We start from the raw sequence: 22,742 nt of genomic DNA on the forward strand, positions 1-22,742 counted from the left end.
ACGAACGTGGCCATCTATTGCTTCCAACAGGCTGACCGCGTTCGCCTCTGGCATCATGAGGCGCGCCACATGACCGCCTTTCAGGTGAATGCAGACTGTCCATCGCGGCTCCGGCGGCAGCGATGCCAGGTTGATCGCCAAATTAGCCATCCTCTCGGCCCTCCTGCCTGAGCGCGACGCGAAGTCGGGCAATTGCAGCAGGATCGGCCCGCCAAGCATGCGGGTCATCCGACCGCCCCTCGGCGGCGAGCAGGTGAACCTCAATCGTCTCCTGCGGCCCCAATCCGTCGCCGGTTGCGGTGAGCATCTCGATCCCAAACAGCACATCCCGAAGCCGCTCGATCTCGGCGCGGAGCCGGTCGCATTCGGCCTCTGCGGCGTTGGCCCGGGCGCGCGCGGCGATCAGCATTTCGCGGTGGTAGCGATCCGCGCTGTCGACGATGTCGCCGTCGACATAGCGGTGGAACGCGCAATCGCGGTCGCTGTCGCCTTCGAAGCGCGGGACGGTGGCGTGTTCCGAAAAGACGTGCCTGCCCTCTGCACCGTCCGGCTCGGCTTGGGCGGCCCAGATTTCGCGGGGCCATTCGGTCTCTGCCATCACGCGGCCTCCTGTCTTGCGTCGCCGCCCCATTGGCTGGCCGCCGCGCTGGCGAGGCCTTCGAAGGTGCGGCTGCGGATCTTCCAGCGGTCGGGGCCGGGCGGGGCCCGGTGGACCGCGCTCCAGCGCTTGTGCGTCCCGGTGCCGGGCGCGGGCGGGGTCAGCCTGTCGGTTGCTGTCAACGGCGGCAGGCCGCGCAGATAGAGCCCCGTGGCCTTGAAGAAGGGCTCGCCGAACCACCAAGGCTGGACGATCTGCGGCTTCGGCAGATCGGCGGGCAGGCGGGCGCGGCCATGCGGATGCATCACCGGGTTCTCGACCGCGACGCGGGGGATCGGCGCCTGCCAGCAGGCCGAGAAGAGCGCAGCACCCTCGTCTAGCAGCCTCCACATGATCGCGCGGCGGGCCTCTTCGGGCAGGTTCGGCCAGGCGGCCTTTTCGTCCGGCTGCGCCTCGGCCGGGGCGTTGGTCGGCGGCACATGCAGCCAGCGGACGCCCGAGTTGCAGAGCCGGGTGCAGGGCGGATGCATCACGGCCAGAAGATCCCAGCCCAGATCCAGCACCTCGCGGATATCGCAGATCATGTGCCGGTTGGTGGCGTCCTCGGCGGGCAGCAGATCGCAGGACCAGACATCGTGCCCGCGCGCGGCAAAGGCCCGGCGCATGACGCCCGAGGTCTCGCAGCCGATCAGTACCCGCATCAGAAGTCCAGCCAACCGAAGTGCCAGACCACGGCGGCCAGCGCCCACATGATCAGGACGCAAAGGCCAGCGCCAGCCAGCATGCCCAGCAGGAACGGGATCATGAGAAAATCCCCCGCGCGATCTTCAGGACGGTCAGCACCAGGAACAGTGCCCCGGCGCCGCCGATCAGAAGGACCGGCACCATGATCGCCGTGATCAGGATCGCGCCTCGGGGTGTGGCGCCGGGCGCCTCTTCATGCGGGCTGTTGCCGTTCATCGGTCGGGCTTTCTGGCTGTGGCCCGGACCATCCGGGCGCTTCGGTGTCAGGCGAAAGGAAAGCGGTTCCGGGCGGCGTCGAACCACGTCGCCACGGCGTCGGCTTCGGTGGCGGCGCGGGCCAGCACCCCGAAAAGCTGGATCTCGTGGAAGGCGACCGGGGCAGTCCCGACGCGCGTCCAGCCGGTCTGGCGCAGCGCGCCGCGGATCGCGGCCACCTGCACCGCAGGCGCGGCGTTGCCCCATTCGGCCAGGAAGTCCTCGCGCTTGATGATTTCGCGGGCGGCATGCTCGGAGGCCTTGAGGATTTCGCGGGCGACATGCTCGGCGGCGTTCATCGGCCGGTCCTCCCGATGCATTTCCAACCGCGTGTCGCGTGCAGCTGAAAGCGCCGTTGGCCGATTACCTTGTATCTGGGCAGCCGACGCCAGCCCCAGCCCCAGCCGCGACGGGGCGGCAGCAGCCCGTCCAACAAATGGTTGCTGACAAAACGCTCGATGTCTGTGCTGCGCACGATTTCGATTTCGAGAATTCCCGCCATCACGCCGCCCTTCCGCCATCATCCCCGCCGGGCGTTGGGCCGGAGCGGTCAAAGGCCAGCCCCCGATGGTTCTCGGTCCGCTGCATCTGCTGCAGCCGGGCCGCGCGCACGGTCTGGCCGCGGGCCGTTTTCAGGACGGCCCAGGCATGCAGCCGGATCGACAGGCGATGCGCGTAGGCGCCCGGGTTCAGGACGATGGCCCTGGCATGGGCGACCTGGGCGGCGCCGGGGTCGATGCAGGTCATCATCGGGCTGCCTCCGGTGCCAGCGCCAGCACACAGGCCGGTGCGGCGGATTGGGCGCGGGCCGCGAGGACCGTGCCGCCCCAAAGGGTGATCAGCGCCAGCGCGCCGGTCAGCACCCCCAGCGTCAGGGTTCTTGGTGAGGGTCGGGTCGGAAAGTCGGGCATGGACGCCTCCTCAGTTGGACTCTTCGTCGGCAGCAGAACCGCCATCATCGAACCACCCGAGGCCGTCACACTCAGGGCAGTCCTTTACGCCAGCCTCAGCGGGGGCTCCCTCGTGCGGATGCAGGTAGACATCCCAGTCGGTGACCACCTCGCCGGTCCCGGCGCACGTTTCGCATTGGATCAGGGACATGGCCTCGCTCCTTTTCTGAGCATGGGATGCCCGCCCGCGCGGGGCGGGACACCGATGGTCAGCGGTCGACGTCGTGGTCCGGGTCATTGCCGTGATAGGCGCCGTCGGTCGGGGCCGAGTAGTAGATGCAGCCCTCGGCGCCCGTGCGCTGGAAGGTGTTGGTGCCCTCGATCTGCTTGAAGCAGGCCGGGGCGGTCGCCGGGGTCGCGGCGGCGGCCAGGTCTTCGGTCGCGTCGGTCGAGGCAATCAGCGGCGCGCCCAGCAGGGCCAGCGCGGCGGTGGCGGTCAGGATCAGTTTCATGGGTGTCCCCTTTGCTGTCATCACTCATGTGATGGGGGAATGTTATGCATTACGCATTATCACTAGTCAATGCAAAATGCATAACACCATGACGCGGCGATGCGTGACGAAGAATCACCTTGCCGCAACGTGTGGCGGCAGGGTCAAATCGGGCGTGCTGAGATTTATTGGGGAAATAAAATGTCCGGTCTGGCCGCGGTGACTTTGCTGGTCGCGACGCTGGTCGCATTTGTGGCGATGCTTATCGGGCTGGCCATGCTGCTTTTCCGCCCCGGGCGCCGCAAACGCGGGCTTACGATCTTTCTGGGGGCGCCGCTGGTCTGGGCGGGGCTGATCGTCGCGATGATGTCATGGGACGCCCGGCAGAAAGGGTTCGAGGGAATCGGCGACAAAGGCGCCGCCGGTCTTGCAGGAATTGAGGACCCGGCCGAGTGGGCGGAGATCCGTGCCGCGCGGCGCGCGGAGGAAGCCGCCGAGAAAGCTGCACGTCAGGAAGCGGAAGCGGCAGAGAAAGCAGAACGGGAAAGGACTGCGGCAGAAGCCAGAGCCGCAGCCGCCGCTGAGAAAGCTGCACGTCGACAGGCGGAAGCTGCCAAGAAGGCGGAGCAGGAGAGGATTGCGGCAGACGCGAAGGCCGCAGCCGAGGCCGAAGACCGGCGGAAGGGATTTCACTGTCTGTCGGGGTGGGATGGGTCGCATCCCGCGTTCAAGCGTATCGTCAAGAATTCAATGCGCGACCCGGACAGCTTCGAACATGTCGATACGCTTGTCGGCCCTGTGACCAATGGCTGGCACGCGATTCGCATGGTGTATCGCGCCCGAAACGGGTTCGGCGGCATGAATGTGGGCGAGGCTATCGGCCGCTATCGCAATGACGACTGCAGCGTCGAGGTCCTTTCCCTGGAATAGACCTCAGCCACAATACCGGAACGACGCCACCACCTGCCCCATGATCGACATCGAGGCCGGGTCGAAGCGCAGGGGGCGGGCGTCATGCGTCGGGCCGCCCGCCAGATAGGGCGGATAAAGGCGCCGCACGACGGTTTCGGCAGTGCCTGTTGCTTCGTCCACGATCTGCACCAGCACGATGCTGCCGGGGTCTGGGTCGGGGGACGGATGCAAGTCGCAGACCAGTAAGTCGCCGCGGCGCAGCGACAGTTCCGAAAGGTCCCGCGAAAGAAGGAAAAAGGCGGGTCGTGTCGATTCCGGTGCCAGTATCCGCGCCGCATGATCAAGGTCGATTGGATAGGTCTTCTGGCCCGGACGCAGCGCCTGAACCTCGGGCTCTGCCAAGCCGGTCACGCGCCCATCGGTATCCCGCGCAGCTGGTGCCACCTGGCCAGTCAGTAGCCAAGATAGGTCAACCTTGAAGGCGCGCGCATACTCGGCGGCACGACTTTTGAAGCCGCGCGAGCCGTTCTCATGTGCGGCATATGTTGGGTATTTCCACCCAAATCGTTCCGTTGCGTCACTTGCTTCCCTGAAGCCCGCACGCTTGCGTGCCAGCCTCAGACGCTCGGCTTGATCCAGATCCGTCATTCGCGGGGTTTAACAGCTTACGCAATGCAAAACGCATTGACAGAACGATATGCGTTATGCATAGCATGGCGCCCATGGATAATATCTTCGCAATCTGGCCGAGCCTCGCAGAGATGGCGCGCGACATGGGGGAGAAGTACCCCACTGTGGCGGCTTGGAAGCGGCGCGGCATCCCGGCGCGGCGCGACGCAGATGTGATCGCGGCGGCCCGGCGGCGTGGGGTTGATCTGACCTATGAGCAGATCGGTCTGGCGCGGGCGGCCTTTCTTGCACCCGAAAGCGAAGAGGACGCCGCATGACACCCGCGACGTCCTCCCTGCCTTTCCCCGCAACCACGTCTGAACCGCTTCCACACGGTCAGCGTAGGGGAAACGGTGTGGAAAAATCTTGTCGAAAATGCAGCCGCAGCGGCGGCGGTCAGATGGACCGGGAACGGGCGTGGTTCGCCTCGCTGATGTGGCGGGCCTTTCCCGAGGCCACCAGCGAACACGAGCTGGCGACGCTGGTGGCCGAGGTTCTGACCACCGACCGGGTGCCGGTGCATCCGCGCACGGTGCGGAACTGGCTGCGCTGCGAAAACGCGCCGGGGTTCCATTACACGCTGCGCATCCTGGCGCTGGCCGGGGCCGAACGGGTCTTTGAAATCCTTGATCCGGAGGTGCGGACATGAAGGTCCTGTGGCGGGTGACAGCGCGGTTTTACCAGATCCGGGCGGCGCGGGCGCGCGCCGCCGCCGGACGGTTCGAGGTGCAGGCTGAAAAATTTTTTGCCCGTATCAAGGGGTTGGGCGAATGATCCGCGCGGCCCTGTTCGCCATGGCGGTTGCCGCCCCGGCCAGCGCCGCGACGGTGCCGGTCTGGCATGCGGATGACCTGCAGGTGGTGACGCTGGCCGATTGCCGGTCGGCGTTCCGCCCGGTGGGGTCGGACATGCCCTATGCCGCGAAATGGGCGCTGCCGCGCGAGGCGGCGAATTGCCCGCAGGAAGCCCTGGGACAGGAGTGGACGTTATGCCGGATGCACGCGGTCCCCGCCGTCATGTCCTGCGCGACGTCATGTTCGGGGTCGCTGCGCCCGCACTCATCGCCCTGGTCGTTGGCGGGTTGGGCGGTTGGGTCCATTGGGAGCTTTTCCAGCGCGCTGAACGGGTGGAACAACCCCGCCCCTGTGCCGCAACCGACCGGCCCTGACGTGGCGCAGGTCCCTGCCCCGTCCGCGGCGGTGCTGATCGCGACTGGGTTCCTTGGTCTTCGCGCTTTTCGGAGGGCCGCATGACCCGCACCGCCCCCCTTTCACCGGAACAGGAGTTTTCCCATGTTCATCACCATGCTTGTGGGTCAGATCGCGCTGAACATCGCCCTTGCCGCAGGCGTCATCCTTCTTCTGCGGCGCGTGCGATCTCTTCGGAAAGAACTGCCAAATCTGACGCAAGCTGCCGTAAAGAGCGCTGCTCGATTGTCGCGAGCGACTCGGTAGGATCGCACCGGATCACGACTTCGAAATCTACGTCGCGGGGGCTGCATCCTTCGGGCGTGATGTCGTCCATGACCTCAATCCCGATTTGCGCGAATAGGCGCGATGGCCAGATCGGCCAATCGTCGAGGCCTTCGACGTCTTCCTCCTGGATGGCCTTGATCGGGGTCCCCTCGATCCCCTCCGGGAAGCGGACTGTGCGGATGTGGTTGATCGTTCTCAGCTTCACTGGTTCCTCCGTCGCTGACTGTGGTGGTGGCGATGGTGGGCGGCAGGGCGTTCCTTGTAAAGCGCCCTGCCGCAACGGGTCGGTCTTCACGTCCATTCGGGGCTTCGGCCCCGTCCCGGCCGCCCGGCCGATCCCTTTCCCCTTCCGGCGGACCGCTCACGGCACGTCGGGGCGGGGCGCGCAGGTTCCCCCTGACCGTTTCCAATGCGCGCCCCGCGTCTATCCGCCGCTCTCCTCCTCCCTGGCGGCGGGCCTGCCCGGTGAAGCGCGCGCCAAGACGCGCGGCCGGGATTTTCGGGGGGCGATGTGATGGACGCCCTGTCGCCCGAAGAACGTCGCCTGATCGACGAAGCGGTGGCGTCGGGGCGCGTGACGTCGGTGCCCGCGGGGGCATCCGCGCATGGCGGGTTTGTCTGGGATGGGTCCAAGAATACCCTGGTCATGCGCGAGCCCTACGCGCCGAAGTCATGGGCGCATCGCAAAAGCGGGCGGCCTGCCAACCCGGCGCTGGCGGCGCGGCGCCAGAGCGTTCGGGTCATGGTCGCGGAAGGCGGACGAACCGGGGCCGAAATGGCGCAGGCCCTGGGCGTATCCGAGGCCGCGATCTGGAACGACCTGAAGGTTCTGGGGCTTAGCCTCAAACCGGTGACGCACGGCCTGCCGCAAGGTCTGTCCGATCACAACGCGGCCCGGGCGGCGGCGGTCGAGGACCGGCGGTCACGGATCGCGGATATGGCGGCGCAGGGCATGACCCGCACGCAGATCGCCGAGGCATTTGGGGTCAGCCCCCGGTCGCTTTATGCGGACATCGCCGCGCTTGGGCTGGACATTCCGGATGGTCGCCGCCAGCCGCGCAAGGATGCTGCTGTCCCCGCTGCCGAGGCCCCCGAGGCGGTGCGGGATGGCGCCCCGGCCCCGGCCCCCATCCAGGCCCATGACAAGGCGGCGGCAAAGCGCATCGCGCAGGCCGGCAGGAAGCGTGCGGCAATCCGGGACCGGCGGCGGTTCAAGACCGGCGTCGTGGCCGACGGGCGCTATGCGAAGATGGTGCCCGCCGACGCGACCTGCACGGTGCATGGCCACATGCTGGCCGACCCGGGCGACGGCGAAGCCGTCCTGAAGGACGGTGCGATGAATGCCAAGATCGGCGGCGACGTCCTGGTCGGGCGGCTGCGGGGGGCGAGGATCTTCACTCTGACGCTGGAAGAGCGGGCCACCTGTCCGCGCAGCTGCGCCCACTGGCGCGGGTGCTATGGCAATGCGATGCACTATGCCCGCCGCTGGCGGCATGGGCCCGCGCTTGAGGCGGCGCTGCGCCGCGAGCTGTCGGACCTTTGCGCCGCGCATGACCTGGTGCTGATCCGGCTGCACGTGCTGGGCGATTTCTACAGTCTCGACTGTGTCGCGCTGTGGCATGCCGCGCTGCGGACCCATCGGGGCCTCGCGGTCTTCGGCTTCACCGCGCATCCCGATGACAGCGAGATCGGCCGCGCGATCCGGTTTCTGCGCGAGGCCCATCCTGACCGGTTCATGATCCGCCATTCCGGTCGCACCGGCGTCTGGGGGTCGTTCGACATCACCGACCCGGAGCCGGAAAAGCGGATCGGCGATGCCATCGTCTGCCCCGAACAGCGCGCCGCCAATCGCGGCGATCGGGATGGCGTCCATTGCGGCACTTGCGCCGTCTGCTGGTCCACCGACCGGCCCATCGCGTTCATTCGGCATTGAGGGGGGGTGGCATGACACTGGTTCGTGACTTCGCCGCGCTTCGCCCCGCGGGGGGCTTCGATCTGATCATGGCCGATCCGCCATGGGCTTATCAGCTGTACTCGGAAAAAGGTCAGGCAAAGGCGCCGCAGGCGCAATACGCCTGCACGCCGCTGGACTGGATCAAGGCGCTGCCGGTGTCCGTGCTGGCGGCCGACGATTGCCTGCTGTGGCTTTGGGCGACCAACCCGATGCTGCCGCAGGCGTTGGAAGTGATCTCGGCTTGGGGCTTCGCGTTCAAGACCGGGGGCCATTGGGTGAAGCGCACGACGCGCGGAAAGATGGCTTTTGGAACTGGTTACCTGCTGAGATGTGCGGGCGAGCCGTTCTTGCTGGCCACGCGCGGGGCGCCGAAGACCGCGCGAAACGTGCGGTCGGTGGTCGAGGGCCAGATCCGCGAACATTCGAGAAAACCGGAAGAGGCCTATGCCGCAGCCGAGGCGCTGATGCCAGAGGCACGACGGCTTGAGCTGTTCAGTCGCACCGATCGGGCGGGATGGTCGGTCTGGGGCAACGAAACCGGCAAATTCGCGGTCGCCGCATGACCTTTGCATTGGGACTGTTCTGATGGGGGAAAAAATGCCGAAAGATATCGACGATCTTGGCGCAGACTTGGCGGGTGCGGATGACATCGCTGTCGATCCGCTGATGCTTCAGGCGGCTCAGCACGTGGTAAAGACGCGCAAGGCGTCGACGTCCGGTCTGCAGTCAGTGCTGAGGGTCGGCTACAACCGGGCCGCGCGCCTGATGGAGGCTCTTGAAGCCGAGGGCATCGTGACGCCCGCCGATCACGTCGGCCACCGTGAGGTGGCGGTCGATGCGCTGCCTTTTTCGTTGGCGGTTCTGGTAGATACGCAAGAAGCGGCAGACGCGGTGGTAGCGTCTGTCAACTCGTCGGCCAAGGGGCGGATGAAGGAGAGCCCGGAGGACGTCGAGGTGCGGGACCGCACCTATCGTGTGGCGGCGGGCGAGCTGCGGGGGTTCATCGAGCGTTTCGAGAAGCTGGCCCAAGAAAAGGCCGAGATCACCGACCAGCAGGCGGCGGTGATGGCCGAGGCCAAGGGTCGCGGCTACGACACGAAGGTCCTTCGTCGGATCATCGCCCTGCGCAAGCGGGATGCCAATGATGTGGCCGAGGAAGAGGCGGTTATGGCTCTCTACCGCGAAGCGTTGGGGATGTGACCATGCCAGGTGCGCATTCCTTCAGGGACGAAGCCATCGCCCGCGCCAAGGCGGGCATCCCGCCCCGCGTGCTGGCTGCCGAATACGGTGTGGCGCCGCGCGTGCTGCACCAGATGCTCAAGGATGCGCGCAGGGCGGGCGAGGACATCCCCCGCTTTGCCAATGGCGCGCCTGCCCTTTCCCCGGACATGACAAGGATGACCTGCCGGATCGGCCGTGCCACGCGGGCTGCCTTGGTGCCCGCTGCCCAGGCGCGGGGGTTGTCCGTAGCCGAGCTGGCAGGCGCCCTTCTGGCGGCGATTGCGGAGGGTGCGCTGGTCGACGCCGTGCTGGATGATGGGGAGGGCGCGCCATGACGGTCGAGGTCCTTTCGGACGACTGGTGGTATCCGCTGCACTGGGGCGACACCCTGTCGAACCACGACTGGGTGCCGCTTTACGTGAACCGCCTGCTGACCTCGGATTTCGTGGCCTATGCCTGCGCCGAGGACCGGCGGGGCGATATCGGCACGGCGCTGATCCTGTGGGCCGAGGCCTTCAAGCAGGATCCGGCGGGCACCCTGCCGGACGACGACGTGCTGCTGGCCCAGATCGCCCGGTTCGGGTCGGACATCGAGGGCTGGCGGCGGGTGCGGACCGGGGCCTTGCATGGCTGGCGGCCTGTGCATGTCGAGAATTCCGAAGGGCGCGGCGCCCGGCTGGGGCATCCGGTCATCGCGAAGATCGCCGTCGATATGTACCAGCGGAAGCGCGGGCGGGACGAATCCCGCGAGCGATCGCGCCTGGCGTCGATGCGCAGCCGGGTGCGCGAGCGGATCAAACGGCTGGGATATCGCAAGCCGCATTACGAAAGTGCGCAGGTGATCGGTGTGGTCACGGACTGGCTGTCAGAGGCCGGTCTGGTGGTCAATGACGACAACGTGCGGGCAGCCATGTCCGAGGCGGCCGGTATACCGCGGGACATCGTTTCGCTGGATCATCGACGACGCGGCGCGGGCTGTGACGATGTGTGATCAGCTGTGACGGTCACAGTGAAATCACAGTGATATCACAGTGACCGTGCTGTGATGCGACAGGCGGAAACGCCTGTTTTTAAGGGCCAAGTGCTGTGACTGCCCTACAAGACAAGACAAGACAAGAAAACACAGAACAAAACATTTCTACCCACCCCGACCGGCGCTGATGCGGAACGGTCGCGATGCAAAGAACAGGAGGCAGAGCCGATGGACGCGCGGGACCAGAAGGCCGGTGAAGACAGGGTGAGAAGGCTGCTGGTGAAGCCCTTGCTGGTGCGGGGGCTGGTGAAGCCGGGGCACATGAAGGTGCCGGAGTTTGAAGAAATGCTGGATGGGCTGTGCGCCAAGCTGGCGTACATGTCCGACCTCGATCTGGCCGCGCTCGAGGAAGAGATGGCGGCCCGGCCGGGGGGGAAGGACAAGGACAGGTTCCCGATCGCGAACGAAATCCTCGCCAAGGCCTCGGATATGTGCGCCCCGCCCGTGGGCGACAGCCCGCTGATCCGCAAGGTGATGGGCCATGCTGTCGGTCAGCGCGCCATCGCCGAAGGCTGGGCGCCAGAACTGCTGGACTGGCTGCGGGACAACCGGCGCTGGCCGGGCGACTTCGTGCTGTCGCAGATCAAGCAGAATTCCGGGCCAGCGCTGCGCCGGATCGAGGACCTGACCGCGCGGAAGCAGCGTGAGGGCGAGGTGGCCCCGGCCGAGGACCAATGGCTGAAGCATCGTCAGGAGATCACCGACAGGTGCCGCCGCCTCGGTGCGGTCGTGGGGGCGGGCACATGCAACTGAGACCTGTTTCCGTTGCCAGACCTGTTGCGCACCGTGCCTTGCGCCAGATGCCGGTGCGCGCGGCGCTGGAATGGGCCTTCGGCACCGAATGCGCGCGGTTCGACCATGATGAAATCGGCGCGGTCGGCGGAACCGGCTGGCGGTCCTACGGCATGGAGTATGTCGCGATCCAGCAGGAACAGCTGGGCGCCCGCGTCGATACCAGCCCGGGCCGGTCCTGGCCGCATGACGATGCCGAACTGATCGCGACCGTGGTGCGGAACACGCTGCCTTGGTACGCCGCCACGCAGGTTGCCGATCTGGCCCGCGCGGGCCGGACCCCGGACTGGATGCCGGACGCCCGCCCGCGCTGCGTGCCAGTCAAGTGGCGGGAGACCTCGCATGGGCCGCGCGCTGCCCAGGCCGATGGCGATACGTGGCGGTATCGGGCGGGCCGGGGTCGCCATGGGGCGGCGGTTGTCGAGATGCGGGGGGCTTGCTGCCCTGTCACCTACTATCCGACGGCGGGGCAGATCGCGGCCGCGAGGCGCGCCTATCTTGACTGGTGGGGCTGGCTTCTGGACCTTCAGGCGGCGCTGCGCGGGGCCGGGCTAGTGTCAATCGAGGTGACGCGCGCCATGCCGCCGATGGAGCCGTGGAAAATTTCTTCTTGCCATTTAACCAGTCCTGGTTGACATTGTGCCAGCTCCACATTTGCGCCCGCGTCGGAACCCCCGCCGCGGGCGCGTTGGTTTCCAGACACCCCGTCCTTTGATCGGCACGCTACGCTGGCCCGGCACCTCTGCGGAGAGGATGGGTGCGTGTCGTTTCAAGTGCGGGGGCCGCGCTCGACACAAGCCGCAGGATTCACGCATGGCCAAAACGGTGGAAATTCGCATTCGCATTTGCGTTCCGCGCTGGCGGGTGTCTGTTGCTTACGCCGCTCTGGCGCCTGTTTGTCTGATCCGTGCGCAAATCCCGGATGCCTGGCTGGATGCGCTGACACGCGCGCTGGCTGGCTGGGTCATCGCGTGCACGCTGCTGCCGGGGCGCGACGGAGATACGCGCCACACAAACTGCAGGAGCCATGCATGAACGTCGAAATTGCCATCGCCGCAGGAGTGGCTTTTTTTGCCGTGATCCATGCCGTTTGGATGGCCATGTGGCTGGCTTACCGCAAGCGCGTGGCCAAGATGGACCGTGAGTGGGCGACGGGGGGCTACGTCTTCGGTGGAGACTTTGGCTTGGTGGGCGAGAGGCGCGACCCGCCGCATCCGCTCTTCACGGCAGAACACTGCGCGAGCAGGTCGCCACGCTCGCTGGGCAAGACCGAAGGCCCGATCCCCTCGAAAAAGTGACAGGAGTCACGCATGACCACCCTTTCCAACGATGTTCTCGACGCGGGCCTGCAAGAGATCCGCGATGCCGCGAGCCCGGTGCTGTATCTGTGCTCGCAGGAGCCCACGACCTATGCCGAGGCGTCCTCGACCTACAAGCTCGGGACCAAGGCATCCCCGACCATCGGCGCGCAGGCGCCCCGCACCGGCGGCGGCCGCAAGATCGAGATCGGGACCTTCACTGACGGCACGGTCGACGCGACGGGCACGGCGACCCACTGGGCGCTGGTCGATGGCGCGACCTCGCGGCTGCTGGCGACCTTGCCGGTTCCCGCCCCGCAGGCGGTGACCTCGGGCAACCCGCTGTCGCTGACCTCGGCCATCGAGATCGGCTTCTCCCCGGCCGCGTGACATGGGGCGCCCGGGCCGCGATCCGATCCGGGCGCTTGAGGCCGCTATCGAGGCGATGCCGCCAGAAGAGGCGGTGCCGGTTCTGATGTATCTGGTCCGCGAGCTGGCTGGTCAGGTCGATGAGGCGGTCGGCCGCTGGTCGGGGCCTCGGCGCCTGACCGGCACGGAACGGGCGCTGTTTCTGATCCTTTACCGCCGCGAGGGGCGGTTCGTGGCGCGCGAAAGCCTGCTGGCGGCGCTCTGGCCAGACCGGCCCGAGGCGGGCGGCGCCAATCTCTTGACCGCCTACCTGTCCCGTCTGCGGACCAAGCTGCGCGGGCTGATCGAAATCGACTGCGATCCGTGGTCCGGCTGGACGCTGCGCCGGATGCCCGGTGTCGTTTTTCCCTGGGAGGATGCCTGATGGCCCTTTCGCGTTTTCCCGCCGTCATGCCGCGCGCGGCCGAGGCGGTGATCGCCGCCGCCGATGCTCTGAGGTATATCCGTGACACCTCGGGCGACCTGCGCCTGCGCGAGATTGACGGCGCCATCGAGGCACTGCGGGCTGCCAAGCTTGCCTGCCTTGCCGCTCTGGCCGAGGGGCAGAAACAGCCCGTGGCGGCAGAGGCCTTCATGGCCTCTCTCGGCGGTCCCGAGACGCTGGCCGATTTCGGCGCGGCGCTGGCGCAGATCGACGCCGCCGCGACGGCATGGAATGACAGCTGGGCTGCCTGGCTCAACACGCTGGCGGTCAGCGACCTGATCCAGCCCGCGACGATGCTGCGCGAGGGGGTGGATACCCGCTATATCGCCCGCATCGAGGCGGTGCCGGACGCGACGGCCGCCCCGCTGCGGCAGGCGCAGGCGCTGGACGATCTGATCGCGGCGCTCGAAGCAACGGGGGCGTGACATGCTGATCTGGCACCTGTTCAAAAGCCCGAGCGCGTTCATCGGCGACCCTTGGGGCTATGCCCGCAACCAGACCGGCCACGCGCTGATCATCGGCTTTCTGCCGGTGTTTCTGCTTGGCCCCTGGGCCGCGCTGCCCGCCATTGGTCTCTATGCGATCTGGGAAGCCGCGCAGTGGCGTCTCTACGGGGCTGCGCTGTCTGACGGGCTGGAAGATCTGGCCTATGTCACCGGCGGGGTGCTGGCCGCGCTCTGGTGGCCCGTGCTGATCGTGCTGGCCGTCATGCTGGCTTCCGGGGTGCAGTACCGGCGCGAACTGAAAGGCTGAGCCCGTGGTCTATGCGGTTATCTCGGCCTTCTCCGGGACCGGGGCGACCAAGACCACGGTCAACATCGCGGGGACCAGCTACGACATTTACGAGATGCCCGCCGATGGCGCGATCACGGTGGGGACGCCGGGCGACGTCGATTACCTGATCGTCGGCGCGGGCGGGGCTTCGTCTCCGGCGAACTACAACGCCTCGGGCGGCGGGTCTGGTGGCGATGTGCTGATCGGCACACAGGCGGTGTCCGCCGGGACCAAGGCGATCACGGTCGGGCTGGGCGGGACGTCGACAACGTCGGCCGCTACGTCTGGTGGCGACACCTCAGCGCTTGGCCTGACCGCGCTTGGCGGTGGCATTGGTGCCGGGTTTGGCGGCGGCGCGGCGATCCTGCCGACCGATGGCGGCGGGGGCGGGGCGCGGGATGATGGCGACAGCCTCCTCGGGGCCGCGCATCCCACCTCTTATCGGGGCGGCAACGGTTATCGGGTCAGTGGCGGTAAAAAGCACTCCGGCGGCGGACGTGGAGCCGGTGGCAACGGCGGCGATGCCGATGCAGACACTGCCGGGGCTGGTGGCCCGGGCATCCTGTCTGACATCACCGGCTTGTCGGTCGAATATGGCGCAGGTGGCACCGGCCGGATCTGGGAACTGAACGTCAACGTCCCGACCGACCCGGAAACCCCGACCATCCCGGGCCATGGCGGCCCCGGCGTGACCAGCCGCCCCTATCTTGCCGGGTCGCCCGGCGCGAATGGTGTGGTCATCCTCCGGGTCGCGACCCCGGGCGCCACGACGCCGAATGAAGTCGGCGGCGGGTCTATTGCCTCGGCTGTATCGATTTCCGGGGGCGCGGTCGGGCAGACGCACCGGCTGGGTGGGTCGGCCATCGCTTCGGCACCGGATGCGACCGGCGGCGCGCTGGGGCAGACGCATGCCATCGGCGGTGGCGTCGTGTCGGCGCAGGTCTCGGCGTCTGGTGGCGGTCTCGGGCAGACACATGCGCTGCCCGGCGGCGCGGTGTCGGCCCAAGTCGCCGTCTCTGGCGGCCAGCTGGGGCAAAACCACCGCATCGGCGGCGGGTCGGTCACGTCGCAGGTGGTCATCACCGGCGGCGCCATCGGGGACATATCGGCGGTTCCGGGTGGCAGCATCGCCGCACAGGTGGCCATCGCTGGCGGGGCTCTCGGCCAGACCCACCGGATCGGGGGTGGATCTGCCGTGGCACAGGCCGCGATATCGGGCGGTGCGCTGGCCCAGACCCATGCCCTGGCTGGCGGGTCTGTGGCAGCCCGGATCGACGCAACCGGCGGCGCCCTCGGGCAGGTGCACCGGATCGGTGGCGGGGCCATCGCATCGGCCTTCGTGGCCGCTGGCGGCGCCTTCACGCAAGGGCAGGTGTCCGGCCGACGCTGGGCACGGCCCGGAGAGACGCCGGGCAAGGGCAAGATCCTGACCGGGCGACAAGGCCCCGGCAGCCTGAGGGGATGGCGGTGAGCGCGACAACCTTCACCATCAAGCGAGGCGACACGAGCCCCGGGCTCGAGTACCAACTGCCCAGCTATGCCGCAGGCAGTGGCCTCCTGACCGGCGCCAGTGTCCGCTTCCTGATGCGCCCATATTGGGACGCCTCGGCCCCGCTGGTCATTGACGCCCCCGCCACGGTGCAGGACGCAGACGGCATCGTGCGGTACGCTTGGGCCGAAGGCGACACCGATACGGCGGGCACCTATGCCGCAGAGGTCGAGATCACCTATGCCGATGGCGCGGTCGAGACCGCCCCGGCGGCGGGCTGGCTGATGATACGCGTCACCGGCGAGGTGGGCTGAGCCATGGCCCGGCTGAAGATGCTGAGGAGTGCCACGCCCCGGCTGAGCACAGGCCTTGGCTATCTGGCGGCCGACCGGGCGGCGCAGTCCCGCAGTCGCGATGCGCGGCTCGACTATCGTAAATGGTACAAGACCGCGCGCTGGCAGCGGCTTCGCTGGGCGGCGCTGGTGCGCGATCACTTCCGCTGCCGCCGCTGCGGCGCCGTGCATCCGCAGCTGACCGCAGAATGCGACGCGCTGGCGGCGATCGGCCAGCTGGATCTCGTGACCGGCTCGGCCCCGGGCTTTGTCGCCGACCATATCGTGCCCCACCGGGGCGACGCCGGGCTCTTCTGGGACCGGGCCAACCTGCAATGCCTCTGCAAGGCCTGCCACGACCGCGCGAAGCAGCGCGAAGAGGCCGCCACGCGCTGATGCCCCCGCCAAGGGGGGGGGTGGTCCGACCTTCGGGGCCCAAGGGGGCCCAGACCGGTGGGGTCCCTCATCTGGAGATTTTTTTCCCGTGACAGATGCAATTCCGGACGACCAGTTCGAACTGAACCTGGGCGGCGATGTCGTTTACCGAGTGAAGCGCAAGCGCGGCCGACCGCCCTTCGAACGCACCGAGGAAAACGCGCGCAAAGTCAACATGTTGCTGTCGGTCGGCTGGGCGCCCGAGCGGATCGCGCGGGTGATCAAGGACCCGCGCACCGGGCGGTCGATCTCGGTCAAGACGCTGAGACGGCATTTTAGTCCCGAGCTGGCCGAACGCGACGCCGCCCAGGACCAGCGCGAGGCGCGGCGGCTGATGCGGGTCTGGGACATGGCCGAAAGCGGCAATGTCGGCGCCGAGCGGGTGCTGGCCCAGCTGATCGACCGGCAGGAACGGATGGAAATCGAGCGGCGGCTGTCGGAGAAGCCCAAGGCCGCGAGCGCCGACAAGCTGGGCAAGAAGCAGGTCGACAAGCTGCGCGCCCGGGATGCCGAGGCCGATCTGATGGCGGAACTGGAACACGAGGCGGGACAGAATTTCGTTCGACCGAACTGAGGCTCTGCCGCGCTTCGCCTGCCCGGACTGGTGGGACAAGCTGCAGGCTGGCGAGACGCCCATTGCCGAAGTGCCGCTCAACGAGGAACGGGCGGCGCGCTCGCTGGCCTTCTTCAACCGCCTGCGCCTGCCCGACGTGCCGGGCAACCCGACCATGGCCGAGGCCTGCGGCGACTGGTTCAAGGATATCCTCGTGGCCTTCTTCGCCTCCGAGGACCCCGAAACCCAAGCCGCGCTGGTCTGGGAACTGCTGTGCATGGTGCCGAAGAAGAATTCGAAGACCACCTATGTGGCCGGGCTCGGGCTGACCGCGCTTTACATGGAGGAGGCGCCGAACCGGCAGGGGCTTCTGGTGGGGCCGTCGCAGAACATCTCGGAGCGCTGCTTCGACCAGGCGCAGGGCATGGTCCGGCTCGATCCCAAGCTGGAAGCGATCTTCCAGGTGCAGGATCACCTCAAGAGCATCACCCGGCGCAAGACCAATACCCAGCTGAACGTGAAGACCTTCGACACCTCGATCGTCACCGGGGAAATCCCGGTCTTCACGATCCTCGACGAGCTGCACGAGCTCGGCAAGAAGGCCAAGGCCGCGGCGGTGATGCAGCAGATCCGTGGCGGCGGGATCACCAAGACCCGCGGCAAGGTGCTGATGATCACGACCCAGTCCGACGAGCCGCCCGCCGGGATCTGGAAGATCGAACTGGACAAGGCCCGGGCGATCCGGGACGGCCGCGGCGGCCTGTCCCCGATAATGTTACCGGTGCTGTACGAGTTCCCGCCCGATCTGCAGCGAGACCAGGAGTATTGGCGCGACCGGCGCAACTGGAACATCGTGCTGCCGAACCTCGGGCTCTCGATCGACGAACAGGCGCTGGTCGACGATTACGAGAACAATGGCCGCGTCACCAAGCATACCGAACAGATCTGGGCCTCGCAGCATCTCAACATCGAGATCGGGGTGGGCCTCTCGGCGGGCTGGCTCGGGGCGCAATACTGGGATGGCTGCGCCGAGGACGGGCTTGACCTCGAGGAGCTGATCGAACGGAGCGAGGTGGCGGTTCTCGGCGTCGATGGCGGCGGGCTTGACGATCTCTTTGCCGCGGCGGTGATCGGGCGCTGCCGCGAGACCGGGCACTGGCTGCACTGGTGCCGGGCCTGGGCGCATCCCGAGGTTCTGGAAGAACGCAAGGAAATCGCTCCACGCCTGCAGGACTTCGCCGAGGCGGGCGACCTGGTGCTGCTGGACGATCATGACACCTCGGGCGATGTGCGCGAGGTCGCGGCCATCGCCGCGCGGCTGCTGGAGGCGGGGCTTTTGCCGGGGGCCAATGCAATCGGCGTCGACACCACCAACTCGGCCGCGATCCAGTTCGAGATGTTCGCCCGCGGCATCACCTACGAGCAGCTGGTCATCGTCGGCCAGGACTGGCGGCTGTCGCCCGCGATCTGGGGGCTTGAGCGGATGCTGAAGCAAGGCACGTTCCGCCATGGCGGTCAGGCGCTGATGTCCTGGTGCGCGGGCAATGCCAGGCCCGAGATCAAGGGCTCGGCGGTGCGGATCACCAAGGAAGTGGCGGGCAAGTCGAAGATCGACCCGCTGGTCGCCACCTTCGACGCCTTCATGCTGATGCTGCGCGATCCCGAGGCGCAGGGCGGGGGCTCGATGGCCGATTTCCTGGCAGCTCTGGAGGCGTCCTGATGCGGGTACGAGACCGGCTTGCCGGATGGCTGCGGCCGTCGATCGAGGCGATGGAAGAGAAGGCCGATACCGTCGCGCTGCTGCCCGAGGTGACGGACGCGGCGCTGGTCGCGGCTCTCGGGGGCGGCGCGGGCCATGCGGGCGAGATTGTCACCGCGCAGTCCTCGATGGCGCTTTCGGCGGTCTGGGCCTGCGCGAACCTTGTCGCCGGGACCATCTCGTCGCTGCCCTTCGAGGTGCATCGCCGCGAAGCGGTCGGCTTCAGCGCGCCCGCCGCGGCGCATCCGCTGCAGGCGGTGATCCATGACAGCCCGAACTACGACCAGACCGCGCTCGACTTCTGGGACTATCTCAACCTCTCGATCGAGCTCTGGGGCAATGGCTATGCTCAGGTCGAGCGGTCGGGCGCCCGGGTGGTGGGGCTTTACCCGATCCATCCCGAGGCGGTGTCGGTGCGGCGGCGGCCCGATGGCGCGCTCGAATATCGCTGGACGCGGGACGGCAGATCCTTCGTCGGGACCGATCGCGACGTGCTGCATGTCCGCGGGCCGGGAGGCGATCCGCTGGGCGGCATGTCGACGCTGCAGTTCGGGCGCCAGGCGTTTTCCTCGGCGCTGGCCGCGGAACGGTCGGCGGCGGGCATGTTCCGCAACGGGCTGCGCCCGAGCGGCATCCTGAAGTTCGACAAATGGCTGACGCCCGAACAGCGCGAGCTGGTCGAGGCGAAGCTGCCCGAGAAGTATCTGGGCGCCATCAATGCCGGGCGCCCGTTCATCGCCGAGGGCGGGTTCGACTATCAGCATATCAGCATCTCGCCGGAAGACGCGCAGATGCTGGAAACGCGGCAATTCTCGGTCGAGGAGATCTGCCGCTTCTTCGGGGTGCCGCCGGTGATGATCGGCCATCCCGGCGGCACCACCGCCTGGCCCACCAGCGTCGAGCAGCAGGGGCTTCTGTTCCAGAAGTTCACCCTGCGGCGGCGGATCAAGCGGATCGAGCAGGCGGTGGCCAAGCAGCTGCTGAGCGTCGAGGACCGCGCCGCCGGGCTGTCGGTGCGTGTCAACATGGAGGCGCTTCTGCGCGGGTCGAGCGCCGAGCGCGCGGCCTTCTACGGCCCGATGACGCAGATGGGCGCGATGTCGATCAACGAGGTCCGGCGCCTCGAGGGGCTGCCGCCCGTCCCTGGCGGGGACGTGCCGCGCATCCAGAAGCAGAACGTTCCGATTTCCGCGGTTGAGGACCTGGGCAATGGAGGCTGAGATGCAGATCAGGCAAGGGGCGGCGCTTCTCGATATCAAAGCCCTTAGGGAGAAGGGCGAGATCGAGGGCTATGCCAGCACATTCGGCGGCGAGGCGGACAGCTACGGCGACATCATTGCGCCCGGCGCCTTTGCCGAGAGCCTGGCTGAACATGCCGCCAAGAGCACGATGCCCAAGATGTTCTGGCAGCACGATCCCTGGCAGCCCATCGGCAAATGGACCTCAGCCGTCGAAGACGGCAAGGGCCTGCTGGTCAAGGGGCAGCTCAACATGGGCGTGCAGCGGGCGCGTGAGGCCTATGAACTGCTGAAGGCTGGCGACATCGACGGTTTGTCGATCGGCTATCGCGTCAGGAGCTACGAGCTCGACGAGGAAGCGGAAATGCGCACACTGACGAACTTGAATCTGCGCGAAGTGTCCATCGTCAGCATTGGCGCCAATGAGAACGCGACCATCGCCGCGGTGAAGGCCGAGCGGCGTGTGACTGCGGTGACGGAAAAGCTCAAGGCCGGGGGCCGGCTGACCGAGCGGGAGTTCGAGGATCTGCTGAAGGGGGCCTTCGGCCTGTCGAACTCGCAGGCGGAGCGCGCCGCGCGCATCCACCTCAAGGGGCCGGGGGAACCGGCCGCAGCGGCAAATGACGGCGCGGATTTCATGCGCGCCTTTCTGGGCCTTTCGGCCTGATACCCAAACAGGAGGCCAATATGGCTGATGATACCAAAACGGCCGCCGAGCTGGCGGTCGAGATGAAAGCAGCGCTCGACAAGTCGCTGGACGGCGTGAAGGCGCTGGCCGAGGAGGCCCTCGGCAAGGCGAAGGCCGGGGAGGCCCTGTCGGAGGACCTCAAGGGAAAAGCCGACGAGGCGCTGACCGGCATGAACGCGCTGAAGGCGCAACTGGGCGAGATCGAGCAGAAGATCGCGCGGAGCGGCAGCGAGGACGCCCCGGCCGAAGCGAAGACGGCTGGCCAGTCCTTCGTCGACAGCGACGAGTACAAGCGCTTTGCCGAGGGCGGGTTCGCGCGGGGTGACCGGGCACGGATCGAGACCAAGGCAACGCTGACCACCTCGACCGCCGCCGCGGCCGGATCGATCGGCCCGGCGCTGGCGCCCACGCGCCTGCCCGGCGTGATCGAGCTGCCCCAGCGCCCGCTGACCATCCGCGCGCTGCTGGCGCAGGGCAACATGGACGGCCAGTCGATCGAGTTCGTGAAGGAACATTCGCGCACCGATGGTGCGGGCATGGTGGCCGAAGGCGCGGCCAAGCCCTCCTCGGATTTCCGCCTCGAGGTGGTCTCGACCTCGGCCAAGGTCATTGCCCACTGGATGAAGGCCTCGCGCCAGGTGCTGTCCGACGTGTCGGCCGTGCGCTCGATGATCGACAGCCGCCTCGCTTACGGTCTCGACCTGGTCGAGGAAAACCAGCTGCTCAACGGCGACGGCACCGGGCAGAACCTGCTGGGCATCATCCCGCAGGCCACGCCCTATGTCAGCCCGCTGACCGGCGCGGACACCACCTCGATCGACAAGATCCGCCTGATGATGCTGCAGGCCTCGTTGGCGCTTCTGCCCGCCGATGGCGTCGTCATGCACCCCGCCGACTGGGCCTGGATCGAGCTTCTGAAGGACACCACCGGGCGCTACATCATCGGCCAGCCCCAGGGCACCATCGGCGCCACCATGTGGTCGCTGCCGGTCGTGCCCTCGATGGCGATGACCCTCGACAAGGTGCTGGTCGGCGCGTTCCGCACCGGGGCGCAGATCTTCGACCGGTGGTCGACCACGATCGAGACCGGCTACGAGAACGACGATTTCACCAAGAACCTGGTGACGATCCTCGCCGAAAAGCGCCTTGCCCTGGCCACCTATCGCCCGGGCGCGTTCATCTACGGCGACTTCGGCCGCGAGGCCTGATCGGCTCTATGAGGGGGCGGGCGAACCGCCCTCTTTCCTGAGCCTATAGGAGGACGACATGCCGAAATACACGGTCCTGCGACAGCATCTTGGCGAGCGCATGTATCTGGAAGGAGACATGCGTGAGGCTGTCGAGGCTGAGGTGGCCCATCTGATCGCCGCCGGTGTTCTGGAACCGGTCGCGCCAGCGGAGACCGCCGAACCCTCGACCTCGGCCGCGCCCAAACCACGCCGCGCCCGCAAGGGTGCCGGGGAATGACCGCGATCCCAGTTCTGGTGACGCCGCCCGCGCGGCCGGTGGTCTCGCTGGAAGACGCCAAGGCGCATCTTCAGATAGACCATGACGAGCAGGACGCGATGATCGAGGGGCTGGTGCTGGCCGCGACGGCCCATCTCGACGGCTGGCGCGGGGTTCTGGGCCGGGCGATCCTGCCCCAGGGCTGGCAGGAAACCCATGTCGGGCCGGGCCCCTATATGCTGGCGATGCCCGATGTGTCCGAAGTGACGGCCTCGGCCGGGGGCGCGGTCAGTGTTGAGCTGACTGCCCTCGGCCCCATGGTAACGCTGGCCGAGCCGGTGGAGGGCGTGACGCTCAGCTATACCTGCGGTCTGCCTGCGGGGCAGCTGCGCGCGGCCGAGGTCGCGGTCAAGCTGTACCTCACGCATCTCTATTTCGGATACGACCTGTCCCCGGCTTTCGGTGCGATGGTGGAGGCGCTGAGATGGCGCGCAGTCTGAACGCCACGTCGCGGTATCGTGCGGTGCTGACGGAAGCCGTTGCGTTCGATCGGCCATCCGGCGTTCCTGACGGATACGGCGGTACCACGATCGAGTGGGTAGAGGCGTTCGCATGCCATGCCGAATTTACCTATGCCAAGGGAGATGAGACGGTCCAGGCGGCGCGGCTGGCTGGCCGTGGCAGCTACAAGGTCAAGATCAACTCCAGCAGTCAATCGAGGCGCATCACGACTGATTGGCGGATGCGCGACACTCGGCGCGGGCAGGAATGGAATATCCGCGAGGTGGACGCGATCACGGATCGGGCGTGGGTGTGGCTGGTGGTTGAGGCCGACTGACCGAC

40 protein-coding genes and 1 pseudogene are annotated in these 22,742 nt (G+C 67.3%); 30 read left to right on the top strand and 11 right to left on the bottom strand.

The genetic code is table 11. The features are described from left to right. Window positions 1-142: 142 nt before the first annotated feature. The 9 genes from DSD19_RS06100 to DSD19_RS06125 all read right to left on the bottom strand — a co-directional run bounded on the left by DSD19_RS06100 (window position 143) and on the right by DSD19_RS06125 (window position 2,999). Window positions 143-598: a hypothetical protein gene (locus DSD19_RS06100; protein ID WP_113668927.1), complete on the bottom strand. Its 456-nt coding sequence runs from the start codon at window positions 596-598 to the stop codon at window positions 143-145. Continuing rightward, window positions 598-1,299 (bottom strand): hypothetical protein, encoded by a 702-nt coding sequence (locus DSD19_RS06105; RefSeq protein WP_243627747.1) that lies wholly within the window; start codon window positions 1,297-1,299, stop codon window positions 598-600. The genes DSD19_RS06100 and DSD19_RS06105 overlap by 1 nt, the downstream gene beginning before the upstream one ends. A gap of 100 nt (window positions 1,300-1,399) precedes the next feature. Then, a complete protein-coding gene (locus tag DSD19_RS21690) occupies window positions 1,400-1,558 on the bottom strand; it encodes a hypothetical protein (protein WP_165828060.1) in 159 nt (52 codons plus the stop codon). Between the two features lie 47 nt (window positions 1,559-1,605). Beyond that, entirely contained in the window at window positions 1,606-1,896 is a 291-nt protein-coding gene (locus DSD19_RS06110) for a hypothetical protein (RefSeq protein WP_113668929.1), read from the bottom strand. Beyond that, complete coding sequence (locus tag DSD19_RS21390; RefSeq protein WP_133260368.1) at window positions 1,893-2,099, bottom strand: hypothetical protein; 207 nt, start codon at window positions 2,097-2,099, stop codon at window positions 1,893-1,895. Before DSD19_RS21390 ends, DSD19_RS06110 begins: the two co-directional genes overlap by 4 nt. Further along, a complete protein-coding gene (locus DSD19_RS06115) occupies window positions 2,099-2,347 on the bottom strand; it encodes a hypothetical protein (protein ID WP_113668930.1) in 249 nt (82 codons plus the stop codon). Before DSD19_RS06115 ends, DSD19_RS21390 begins: the two co-directional genes overlap by 1 nt. Beyond that, window positions 2,344-2,508 carry a hypothetical protein gene (locus tag DSD19_RS21695; RefSeq protein WP_165828062.1) on the bottom strand — a complete coding sequence of 55 codons (165 nt, stop codon included), beginning with the start codon at window positions 2,506-2,508 and terminating at the stop codon, window positions 2,344-2,346. Before DSD19_RS21695 ends, DSD19_RS06115 begins: the two co-directional genes overlap by 4 nt. 10 nt (window positions 2,509-2,518) lie before the next feature. Continuing rightward, complete coding sequence (locus tag DSD19_RS06120) at window positions 2,519-2,698, bottom strand: hypothetical protein (RefSeq protein WP_113668931.1); 180 nt, start codon at window positions 2,696-2,698, stop codon at window positions 2,519-2,521. Window positions 2,699-2,756: 58 nt separating this feature from the next. Next, complete coding sequence (locus tag DSD19_RS06125; RefSeq protein ID WP_113668932.1) at window positions 2,757-2,999, bottom strand: hypothetical protein; 243 nt, start codon at window positions 2,997-2,999, stop codon at window positions 2,757-2,759. 99 nt (window positions 3,000-3,098) lie between these two features. Between DSD19_RS06125 and DSD19_RS06130 the strand changes: the two genes are divergently transcribed. Next, the gene (locus DSD19_RS06130) at window positions 3,099-3,908 is read left to right on the top strand and encodes a hypothetical protein (protein ID WP_133260369.1); all 810 of its coding nucleotides are present in this window, start codon (window positions 3,099-3,101) and stop codon (window positions 3,906-3,908) included. A gap of 3 nt (window positions 3,909-3,911) precedes the next feature. Here DSD19_RS06130 and DSD19_RS21395 read toward each other — a convergent pair whose 3' ends face one another. Beyond that, entirely contained in the window at window positions 3,912-4,538 is a 627-nt protein-coding gene (locus tag DSD19_RS21395) for a LexA family transcriptional regulator (RefSeq protein ID WP_133260370.1), read from the bottom strand. 113 nt (window positions 4,539-4,651) lie between these two features. Between DSD19_RS21395 and DSD19_RS06140 the strand changes: the two genes are divergently transcribed. The 4 genes from DSD19_RS06140 (at window position 4,652) to DSD19_RS06150 (ending at window position 5,812) form a co-directional block, all read left to right on the top strand. Continuing rightward, a complete protein-coding gene (locus tag DSD19_RS06140; protein WP_133260371.1) occupies window positions 4,652-4,837 on the top strand; it encodes a hypothetical protein in 186 nt (61 codons plus the stop codon). A 122-nt stretch (window positions 4,838-4,959) separates the two neighbouring features. Next, a complete protein-coding gene (locus DSD19_RS06145; protein ID WP_237399840.1) occupies window positions 4,960-5,208 on the top strand; it encodes a hypothetical protein in 249 nt (82 codons plus the stop codon). Further along, complete coding sequence (locus DSD19_RS22550) at window positions 5,205-5,333, top strand: hypothetical protein (protein ID WP_256359736.1); 129 nt, start codon at window positions 5,205-5,207, stop codon at window positions 5,331-5,333. The genes DSD19_RS06145 and DSD19_RS22550 overlap by 4 nt, the downstream gene beginning before the upstream one ends. After that, on the top strand, window positions 5,330-5,812 hold the full coding sequence (locus DSD19_RS06150; protein WP_113668936.1) for a hypothetical protein: 483 nt from the start codon (window positions 5,330-5,332) through the stop codon (window positions 5,810-5,812). Before DSD19_RS22550 ends, DSD19_RS06150 begins: the two co-directional genes overlap by 4 nt. 97 nt (window positions 5,813-5,909) lie before the next feature. Here DSD19_RS06150 and DSD19_RS06155 read toward each other — a convergent pair whose 3' ends face one another. Continuing rightward, window positions 5,910-6,239 carry a hypothetical protein gene (locus DSD19_RS06155; RefSeq protein WP_113668937.1) on the bottom strand — a complete coding sequence of 110 codons (330 nt, stop codon included), beginning with the start codon at window positions 6,237-6,239 and terminating at the stop codon, window positions 5,910-5,912. Window positions 6,240-6,548: 309 nt separating this feature from the next. Between DSD19_RS06155 and DSD19_RS06160 the strand changes: the two genes are divergently transcribed. The 25 genes and pseudogenes from DSD19_RS06160 (at window position 6,549) to DSD19_RS06270 (ending at window position 22,737) form a co-directional block, all read left to right on the top strand. Then, on the top strand, window positions 6,549-7,967 hold the full coding sequence (locus DSD19_RS06160; RefSeq protein ID WP_113668938.1) for a helix-turn-helix domain-containing protein: 1,419 nt from the start codon (window positions 6,549-6,551) through the stop codon (window positions 7,965-7,967). An 11-nt stretch (window positions 7,968-7,978) separates the two neighbouring features. After that, complete coding sequence (locus DSD19_RS06165; RefSeq protein WP_113668939.1) at window positions 7,979-8,551, top strand: MT-A70 family methyltransferase; 573 nt, start codon at window positions 7,979-7,981, stop codon at window positions 8,549-8,551. A gap of 103 nt (window positions 8,552-8,654) precedes the next feature. Further along, window positions 8,655-8,810: pseudogene (locus DSD19_RS22240) on the top strand (DNA translocase FtsK); the annotation flags it as partial. 105 nt (window positions 8,811-8,915) lie between these two features. Further along, window positions 8,916-9,188 (top strand): DUF2312 domain-containing protein, encoded by a 273-nt coding sequence (locus DSD19_RS22245; RefSeq protein ID WP_075787410.1) that lies wholly within the window; start codon window positions 8,916-8,918, stop codon window positions 9,186-9,188. 2 nt (window positions 9,189-9,190) lie between these two features. Next, window positions 9,191-9,544, top strand: a complete 354-nt coding sequence (locus tag DSD19_RS06175; protein ID WP_113668940.1) for a hypothetical protein — start codon at window positions 9,191-9,193, stop codon at window positions 9,542-9,544. Beyond that, a complete protein-coding gene (locus DSD19_RS06180; RefSeq protein WP_075784003.1) occupies window positions 9,541-10,200 on the top strand; it encodes a DUF1376 domain-containing protein in 660 nt (219 codons plus the stop codon). Before DSD19_RS06175 ends, DSD19_RS06180 begins: the two co-directional genes overlap by 4 nt. A gap of 210 nt (window positions 10,201-10,410) precedes the next feature. Continuing rightward, window positions 10,411-10,995 carry a hypothetical protein gene (locus DSD19_RS06185; RefSeq protein WP_113668941.1) on the top strand — a complete coding sequence of 195 codons (585 nt, stop codon included), beginning with the start codon at window positions 10,411-10,413 and terminating at the stop codon, window positions 10,993-10,995. A 47-nt stretch (window positions 10,996-11,042) separates the two neighbouring features. Beyond that, on the top strand, window positions 11,043-11,669 hold the full coding sequence (locus DSD19_RS06190; RefSeq protein WP_113668942.1) for a hypothetical protein: 627 nt from the start codon (window positions 11,043-11,045) through the stop codon (window positions 11,667-11,669). A 178-nt stretch (window positions 11,670-11,847) separates the two neighbouring features. After that, window positions 11,848-12,069, top strand: coding sequence for a hypothetical protein (locus DSD19_RS21400; RefSeq protein ID WP_133260372.1), 222 nt, complete (start codon window positions 11,848-11,850; stop codon window positions 12,067-12,069). Further along, window positions 12,066-12,332 carry a hypothetical protein gene (locus DSD19_RS06195; protein ID WP_113668943.1) on the top strand — a complete coding sequence of 89 codons (267 nt, stop codon included), beginning with the start codon at window positions 12,066-12,068 and terminating at the stop codon, window positions 12,330-12,332. Before DSD19_RS21400 ends, DSD19_RS06195 begins: the two co-directional genes overlap by 4 nt. A 12-nt stretch (window positions 12,333-12,344) precedes the next feature. Next, the gene (locus tag DSD19_RS06200) at window positions 12,345-12,722 is read left to right on the top strand and encodes a hypothetical protein (protein ID WP_113668944.1); all 378 of its coding nucleotides are present in this window, start codon (window positions 12,345-12,347) and stop codon (window positions 12,720-12,722) included. Between the two features lies 1 nt (window position 12,723). Next, a complete protein-coding gene (locus DSD19_RS06205; RefSeq protein WP_113668945.1) occupies window positions 12,724-13,125 on the top strand; it encodes a helix-turn-helix domain-containing protein in 402 nt (133 codons plus the stop codon). Continuing rightward, the gene (locus DSD19_RS06210; RefSeq protein ID WP_113668946.1) at window positions 13,125-13,610 is read left to right on the top strand and encodes a hypothetical protein; all 486 of its coding nucleotides are present in this window, start codon (window positions 13,125-13,127) and stop codon (window positions 13,608-13,610) included. Before DSD19_RS06205 ends, DSD19_RS06210 begins: the two co-directional genes overlap by 1 nt. A 1-nt stretch (window position 13,611) precedes the next feature. Then, window positions 13,612-13,938, top strand: a complete 327-nt coding sequence (locus DSD19_RS06215; protein ID WP_113668947.1) for a hypothetical protein — start codon at window positions 13,612-13,614, stop codon at window positions 13,936-13,938. A gap of 4 nt (window positions 13,939-13,942) precedes the next feature. Beyond that, complete coding sequence (locus DSD19_RS06220) at window positions 13,943-15,430, top strand: glycine-rich domain-containing protein (RefSeq protein WP_113668948.1); 1,488 nt, start codon at window positions 13,943-13,945, stop codon at window positions 15,428-15,430. Next, window positions 15,427-15,762, top strand: a complete 336-nt coding sequence (locus DSD19_RS06225; protein WP_133260373.1) for a hypothetical protein — start codon at window positions 15,427-15,429, stop codon at window positions 15,760-15,762. Before DSD19_RS06220 ends, DSD19_RS06225 begins: the two co-directional genes overlap by 4 nt. A gap of 3 nt (window positions 15,763-15,765) precedes the next feature. Further along, on the top strand, window positions 15,766-16,176 hold the full coding sequence (locus DSD19_RS06230) for an HNH endonuclease (protein WP_113668950.1): 411 nt from the start codon (window positions 15,766-15,768) through the stop codon (window positions 16,174-16,176). 88 nt (window positions 16,177-16,264) lie between these two features. Next, a complete protein-coding gene (locus DSD19_RS06235; protein ID WP_243627749.1) occupies window positions 16,265-16,789 on the top strand; it encodes a hypothetical protein in 525 nt (174 codons plus the stop codon). Window positions 16,790-16,859: 70 nt separating this feature from the next. Next, on the top strand, window positions 16,860-18,488 hold the full coding sequence (locus DSD19_RS06240) for a terminase large subunit domain-containing protein (protein WP_243627752.1): 1,629 nt from the start codon (window positions 16,860-16,862) through the stop codon (window positions 18,486-18,488). Beyond that, entirely contained in the window at window positions 18,488-19,747 is a 1,260-nt protein-coding gene (locus DSD19_RS06245) for a phage portal protein (protein ID WP_243627754.1), read from the top strand. The genes DSD19_RS06240 and DSD19_RS06245 overlap by 1 nt, the downstream gene beginning before the upstream one ends. Window position 19,748: 1 nt before the next feature. Next, window positions 19,749-20,432, top strand: a complete 684-nt coding sequence (locus DSD19_RS06250) for an HK97 family phage prohead protease (RefSeq protein WP_113668993.1) — start codon at window positions 19,749-19,751, stop codon at window positions 20,430-20,432. 20 nt (window positions 20,433-20,452) lie between these two features. Further along, complete coding sequence (locus tag DSD19_RS06255; protein ID WP_113668952.1) at window positions 20,453-21,661, top strand: phage major capsid protein; 1,209 nt, start codon at window positions 20,453-20,455, stop codon at window positions 21,659-21,661. Between the two features lie 58 nt (window positions 21,662-21,719). After that, complete coding sequence (locus DSD19_RS22030; RefSeq protein WP_113668953.1) at window positions 21,720-21,920, top strand: hypothetical protein; 201 nt, start codon at window positions 21,720-21,722, stop codon at window positions 21,918-21,920. Beyond that, entirely contained in the window at window positions 21,917-22,399 is a 483-nt protein-coding gene (locus tag DSD19_RS06265; protein WP_113668954.1) for a head-tail connector protein, read from the top strand. The genes DSD19_RS22030 and DSD19_RS06265 overlap by 4 nt, the downstream gene beginning before the upstream one ends. Then, window positions 22,384-22,737, top strand: a complete 354-nt coding sequence (locus DSD19_RS06270) for a head-tail adaptor protein (protein ID WP_113668955.1) — start codon at window positions 22,384-22,386, stop codon at window positions 22,735-22,737. The genes DSD19_RS06265 and DSD19_RS06270 overlap by 16 nt, the downstream gene beginning before the upstream one ends. Window positions 22,738-22,742 lie beyond the last annotated feature (5 nt).

Source organism: Rhodovulum sp. BSW8, from assembly GCF_003314725.1.
Lineage (GTDB): Bacteria > Pseudomonadota > Alphaproteobacteria > Rhodobacterales > Rhodobacteraceae > Rhodovulum > Rhodovulum visakhapatnamense.

Coding starts and splice junctions, on each gene's coding strand:
- DSD19_RS06100 (WP_113668927.1), bottom strand. CDS start 598: ATGGCAGAGACCGAATGGCCCCGCGAAATCTGGGCCGCCCAAGCCGAG.
- DSD19_RS06105 (WP_243627747.1), bottom strand. CDS start 1,299: ATGCGGGTACTGATCGGCTGCGAGACCTCGGGCGTCATGCGCCGGGCC.
- DSD19_RS21690 (WP_165828060.1), bottom strand. CDS start 1,558: ATGAACGGCAACAGCCCGCATGAAGAGGCGCCCGGCGCCACACCCCGA.
- DSD19_RS06110 (WP_113668929.1), bottom strand. CDS start 1,896: ATGAACGCCGCCGAGCATGTCGCCCGCGAAATCCTCAAGGCCTCCGAG.
- DSD19_RS21390 (WP_133260368.1), bottom strand. CDS start 2,099: ATGGCGGGAATTCTCGAAATCGAAATCGTGCGCAGCACAGACATCGAG.
- DSD19_RS06115 (WP_113668930.1), bottom strand. CDS start 2,347: ATGATGACCTGCATCGACCCCGGCGCCGCCCAGGTCGCCCATGCCAGG.
- DSD19_RS21695 (WP_165828062.1), bottom strand. CDS start 2,508: ATGCCCGACTTTCCGACCCGACCCTCACCAAGAACCCTGACGCTGGGG.
- DSD19_RS06120 (WP_113668931.1), bottom strand. CDS start 2,698: ATGTCCCTGATCCAATGCGAAACGTGCGCCGGGACCGGCGAGGTGGTC.
- DSD19_RS06125 (WP_113668932.1), bottom strand. CDS start 2,999: ATGAAACTGATCCTGACCGCCACCGCCGCGCTGGCCCTGCTGGGCGCG.
- DSD19_RS06130 (WP_133260369.1), top strand. CDS start 3,099: ATGCGTGACGAAGAATCACCTTGCCGCAACGTGTGGCGGCAGGGTCAA.
- DSD19_RS21395 (WP_133260370.1), bottom strand. CDS start 4,538: ATGACGGATCTGGATCAAGCCGAGCGTCTGAGGCTGGCACGCAAGCGT.
- DSD19_RS06140 (WP_133260371.1), top strand. CDS start 4,652: ATGGCGCGCGACATGGGGGAGAAGTACCCCACTGTGGCGGCTTGGAAG.
- DSD19_RS06145 (WP_237399840.1), top strand. CDS start 4,960: ATGGACCGGGAACGGGCGTGGTTCGCCTCGCTGATGTGGCGGGCCTTT.
- DSD19_RS22550 (WP_256359736.1), top strand. CDS start 5,205: ATGAAGGTCCTGTGGCGGGTGACAGCGCGGTTTTACCAGATCCGGGCG.
- DSD19_RS06150 (WP_113668936.1), top strand. CDS start 5,330: ATGATCCGCGCGGCCCTGTTCGCCATGGCGGTTGCCGCCCCGGCCAGC.
- DSD19_RS06160 (WP_113668938.1), top strand. CDS start 6,549: ATGGACGCCCTGTCGCCCGAAGAACGTCGCCTGATCGACGAAGCGGTG.
- DSD19_RS06165 (WP_113668939.1), top strand. CDS start 7,979: ATGACACTGGTTCGTGACTTCGCCGCGCTTCGCCCCGCGGGGGGCTTC.
- DSD19_RS22245 (WP_075787410.1), top strand. CDS start 8,916: ATGAAGGAGAGCCCGGAGGACGTCGAGGTGCGGGACCGCACCTATCGT.
- DSD19_RS06175 (WP_113668940.1), top strand. CDS start 9,191: ATGCCAGGTGCGCATTCCTTCAGGGACGAAGCCATCGCCCGCGCCAAG.
- DSD19_RS06180 (WP_075784003.1), top strand. CDS start 9,541: ATGACGGTCGAGGTCCTTTCGGACGACTGGTGGTATCCGCTGCACTGG.
- DSD19_RS06185 (WP_113668941.1), top strand. CDS start 10,411: ATGGACGCGCGGGACCAGAAGGCCGGTGAAGACAGGGTGAGAAGGCTG.
- DSD19_RS06190 (WP_113668942.1), top strand. CDS start 11,043: ATGCCGGTGCGCGCGGCGCTGGAATGGGCCTTCGGCACCGAATGCGCG.
- DSD19_RS21400 (WP_133260372.1), top strand. CDS start 11,848: ATGGCCAAAACGGTGGAAATTCGCATTCGCATTTGCGTTCCGCGCTGG.
- DSD19_RS06195 (WP_113668943.1), top strand. CDS start 12,066: ATGAACGTCGAAATTGCCATCGCCGCAGGAGTGGCTTTTTTTGCCGTG.
- DSD19_RS06200 (WP_113668944.1), top strand. CDS start 12,345: ATGACCACCCTTTCCAACGATGTTCTCGACGCGGGCCTGCAAGAGATC.
- DSD19_RS06205 (WP_113668945.1), top strand. CDS start 12,724: ATGGGGCGCCCGGGCCGCGATCCGATCCGGGCGCTTGAGGCCGCTATC.
- DSD19_RS06210 (WP_113668946.1), top strand. CDS start 13,125: ATGGCCCTTTCGCGTTTTCCCGCCGTCATGCCGCGCGCGGCCGAGGCG.
- DSD19_RS06215 (WP_113668947.1), top strand. CDS start 13,612: ATGCTGATCTGGCACCTGTTCAAAAGCCCGAGCGCGTTCATCGGCGAC.
- DSD19_RS06230 (WP_113668950.1), top strand. CDS start 15,766: ATGGCCCGGCTGAAGATGCTGAGGAGTGCCACGCCCCGGCTGAGCACA.
- DSD19_RS06245 (WP_243627754.1), top strand. CDS start 18,488: ATGCGGGTACGAGACCGGCTTGCCGGATGGCTGCGGCCGTCGATCGAG.
- DSD19_RS06250 (WP_113668993.1), top strand. CDS start 19,749: ATGCAGATCAGGCAAGGGGCGGCGCTTCTCGATATCAAAGCCCTTAGG.
- DSD19_RS06255 (WP_113668952.1), top strand. CDS start 20,453: ATGGCTGATGATACCAAAACGGCCGCCGAGCTGGCGGTCGAGATGAAA.
- DSD19_RS22030 (WP_113668953.1), top strand. CDS start 21,720: ATGCCGAAATACACGGTCCTGCGACAGCATCTTGGCGAGCGCATGTAT.
- DSD19_RS06265 (WP_113668954.1), top strand. CDS start 21,917: ATGACCGCGATCCCAGTTCTGGTGACGCCGCCCGCGCGGCCGGTGGTC.
- DSD19_RS06270 (WP_113668955.1), top strand. CDS start 22,384: ATGGCGCGCAGTCTGAACGCCACGTCGCGGTATCGTGCGGTGCTGACG.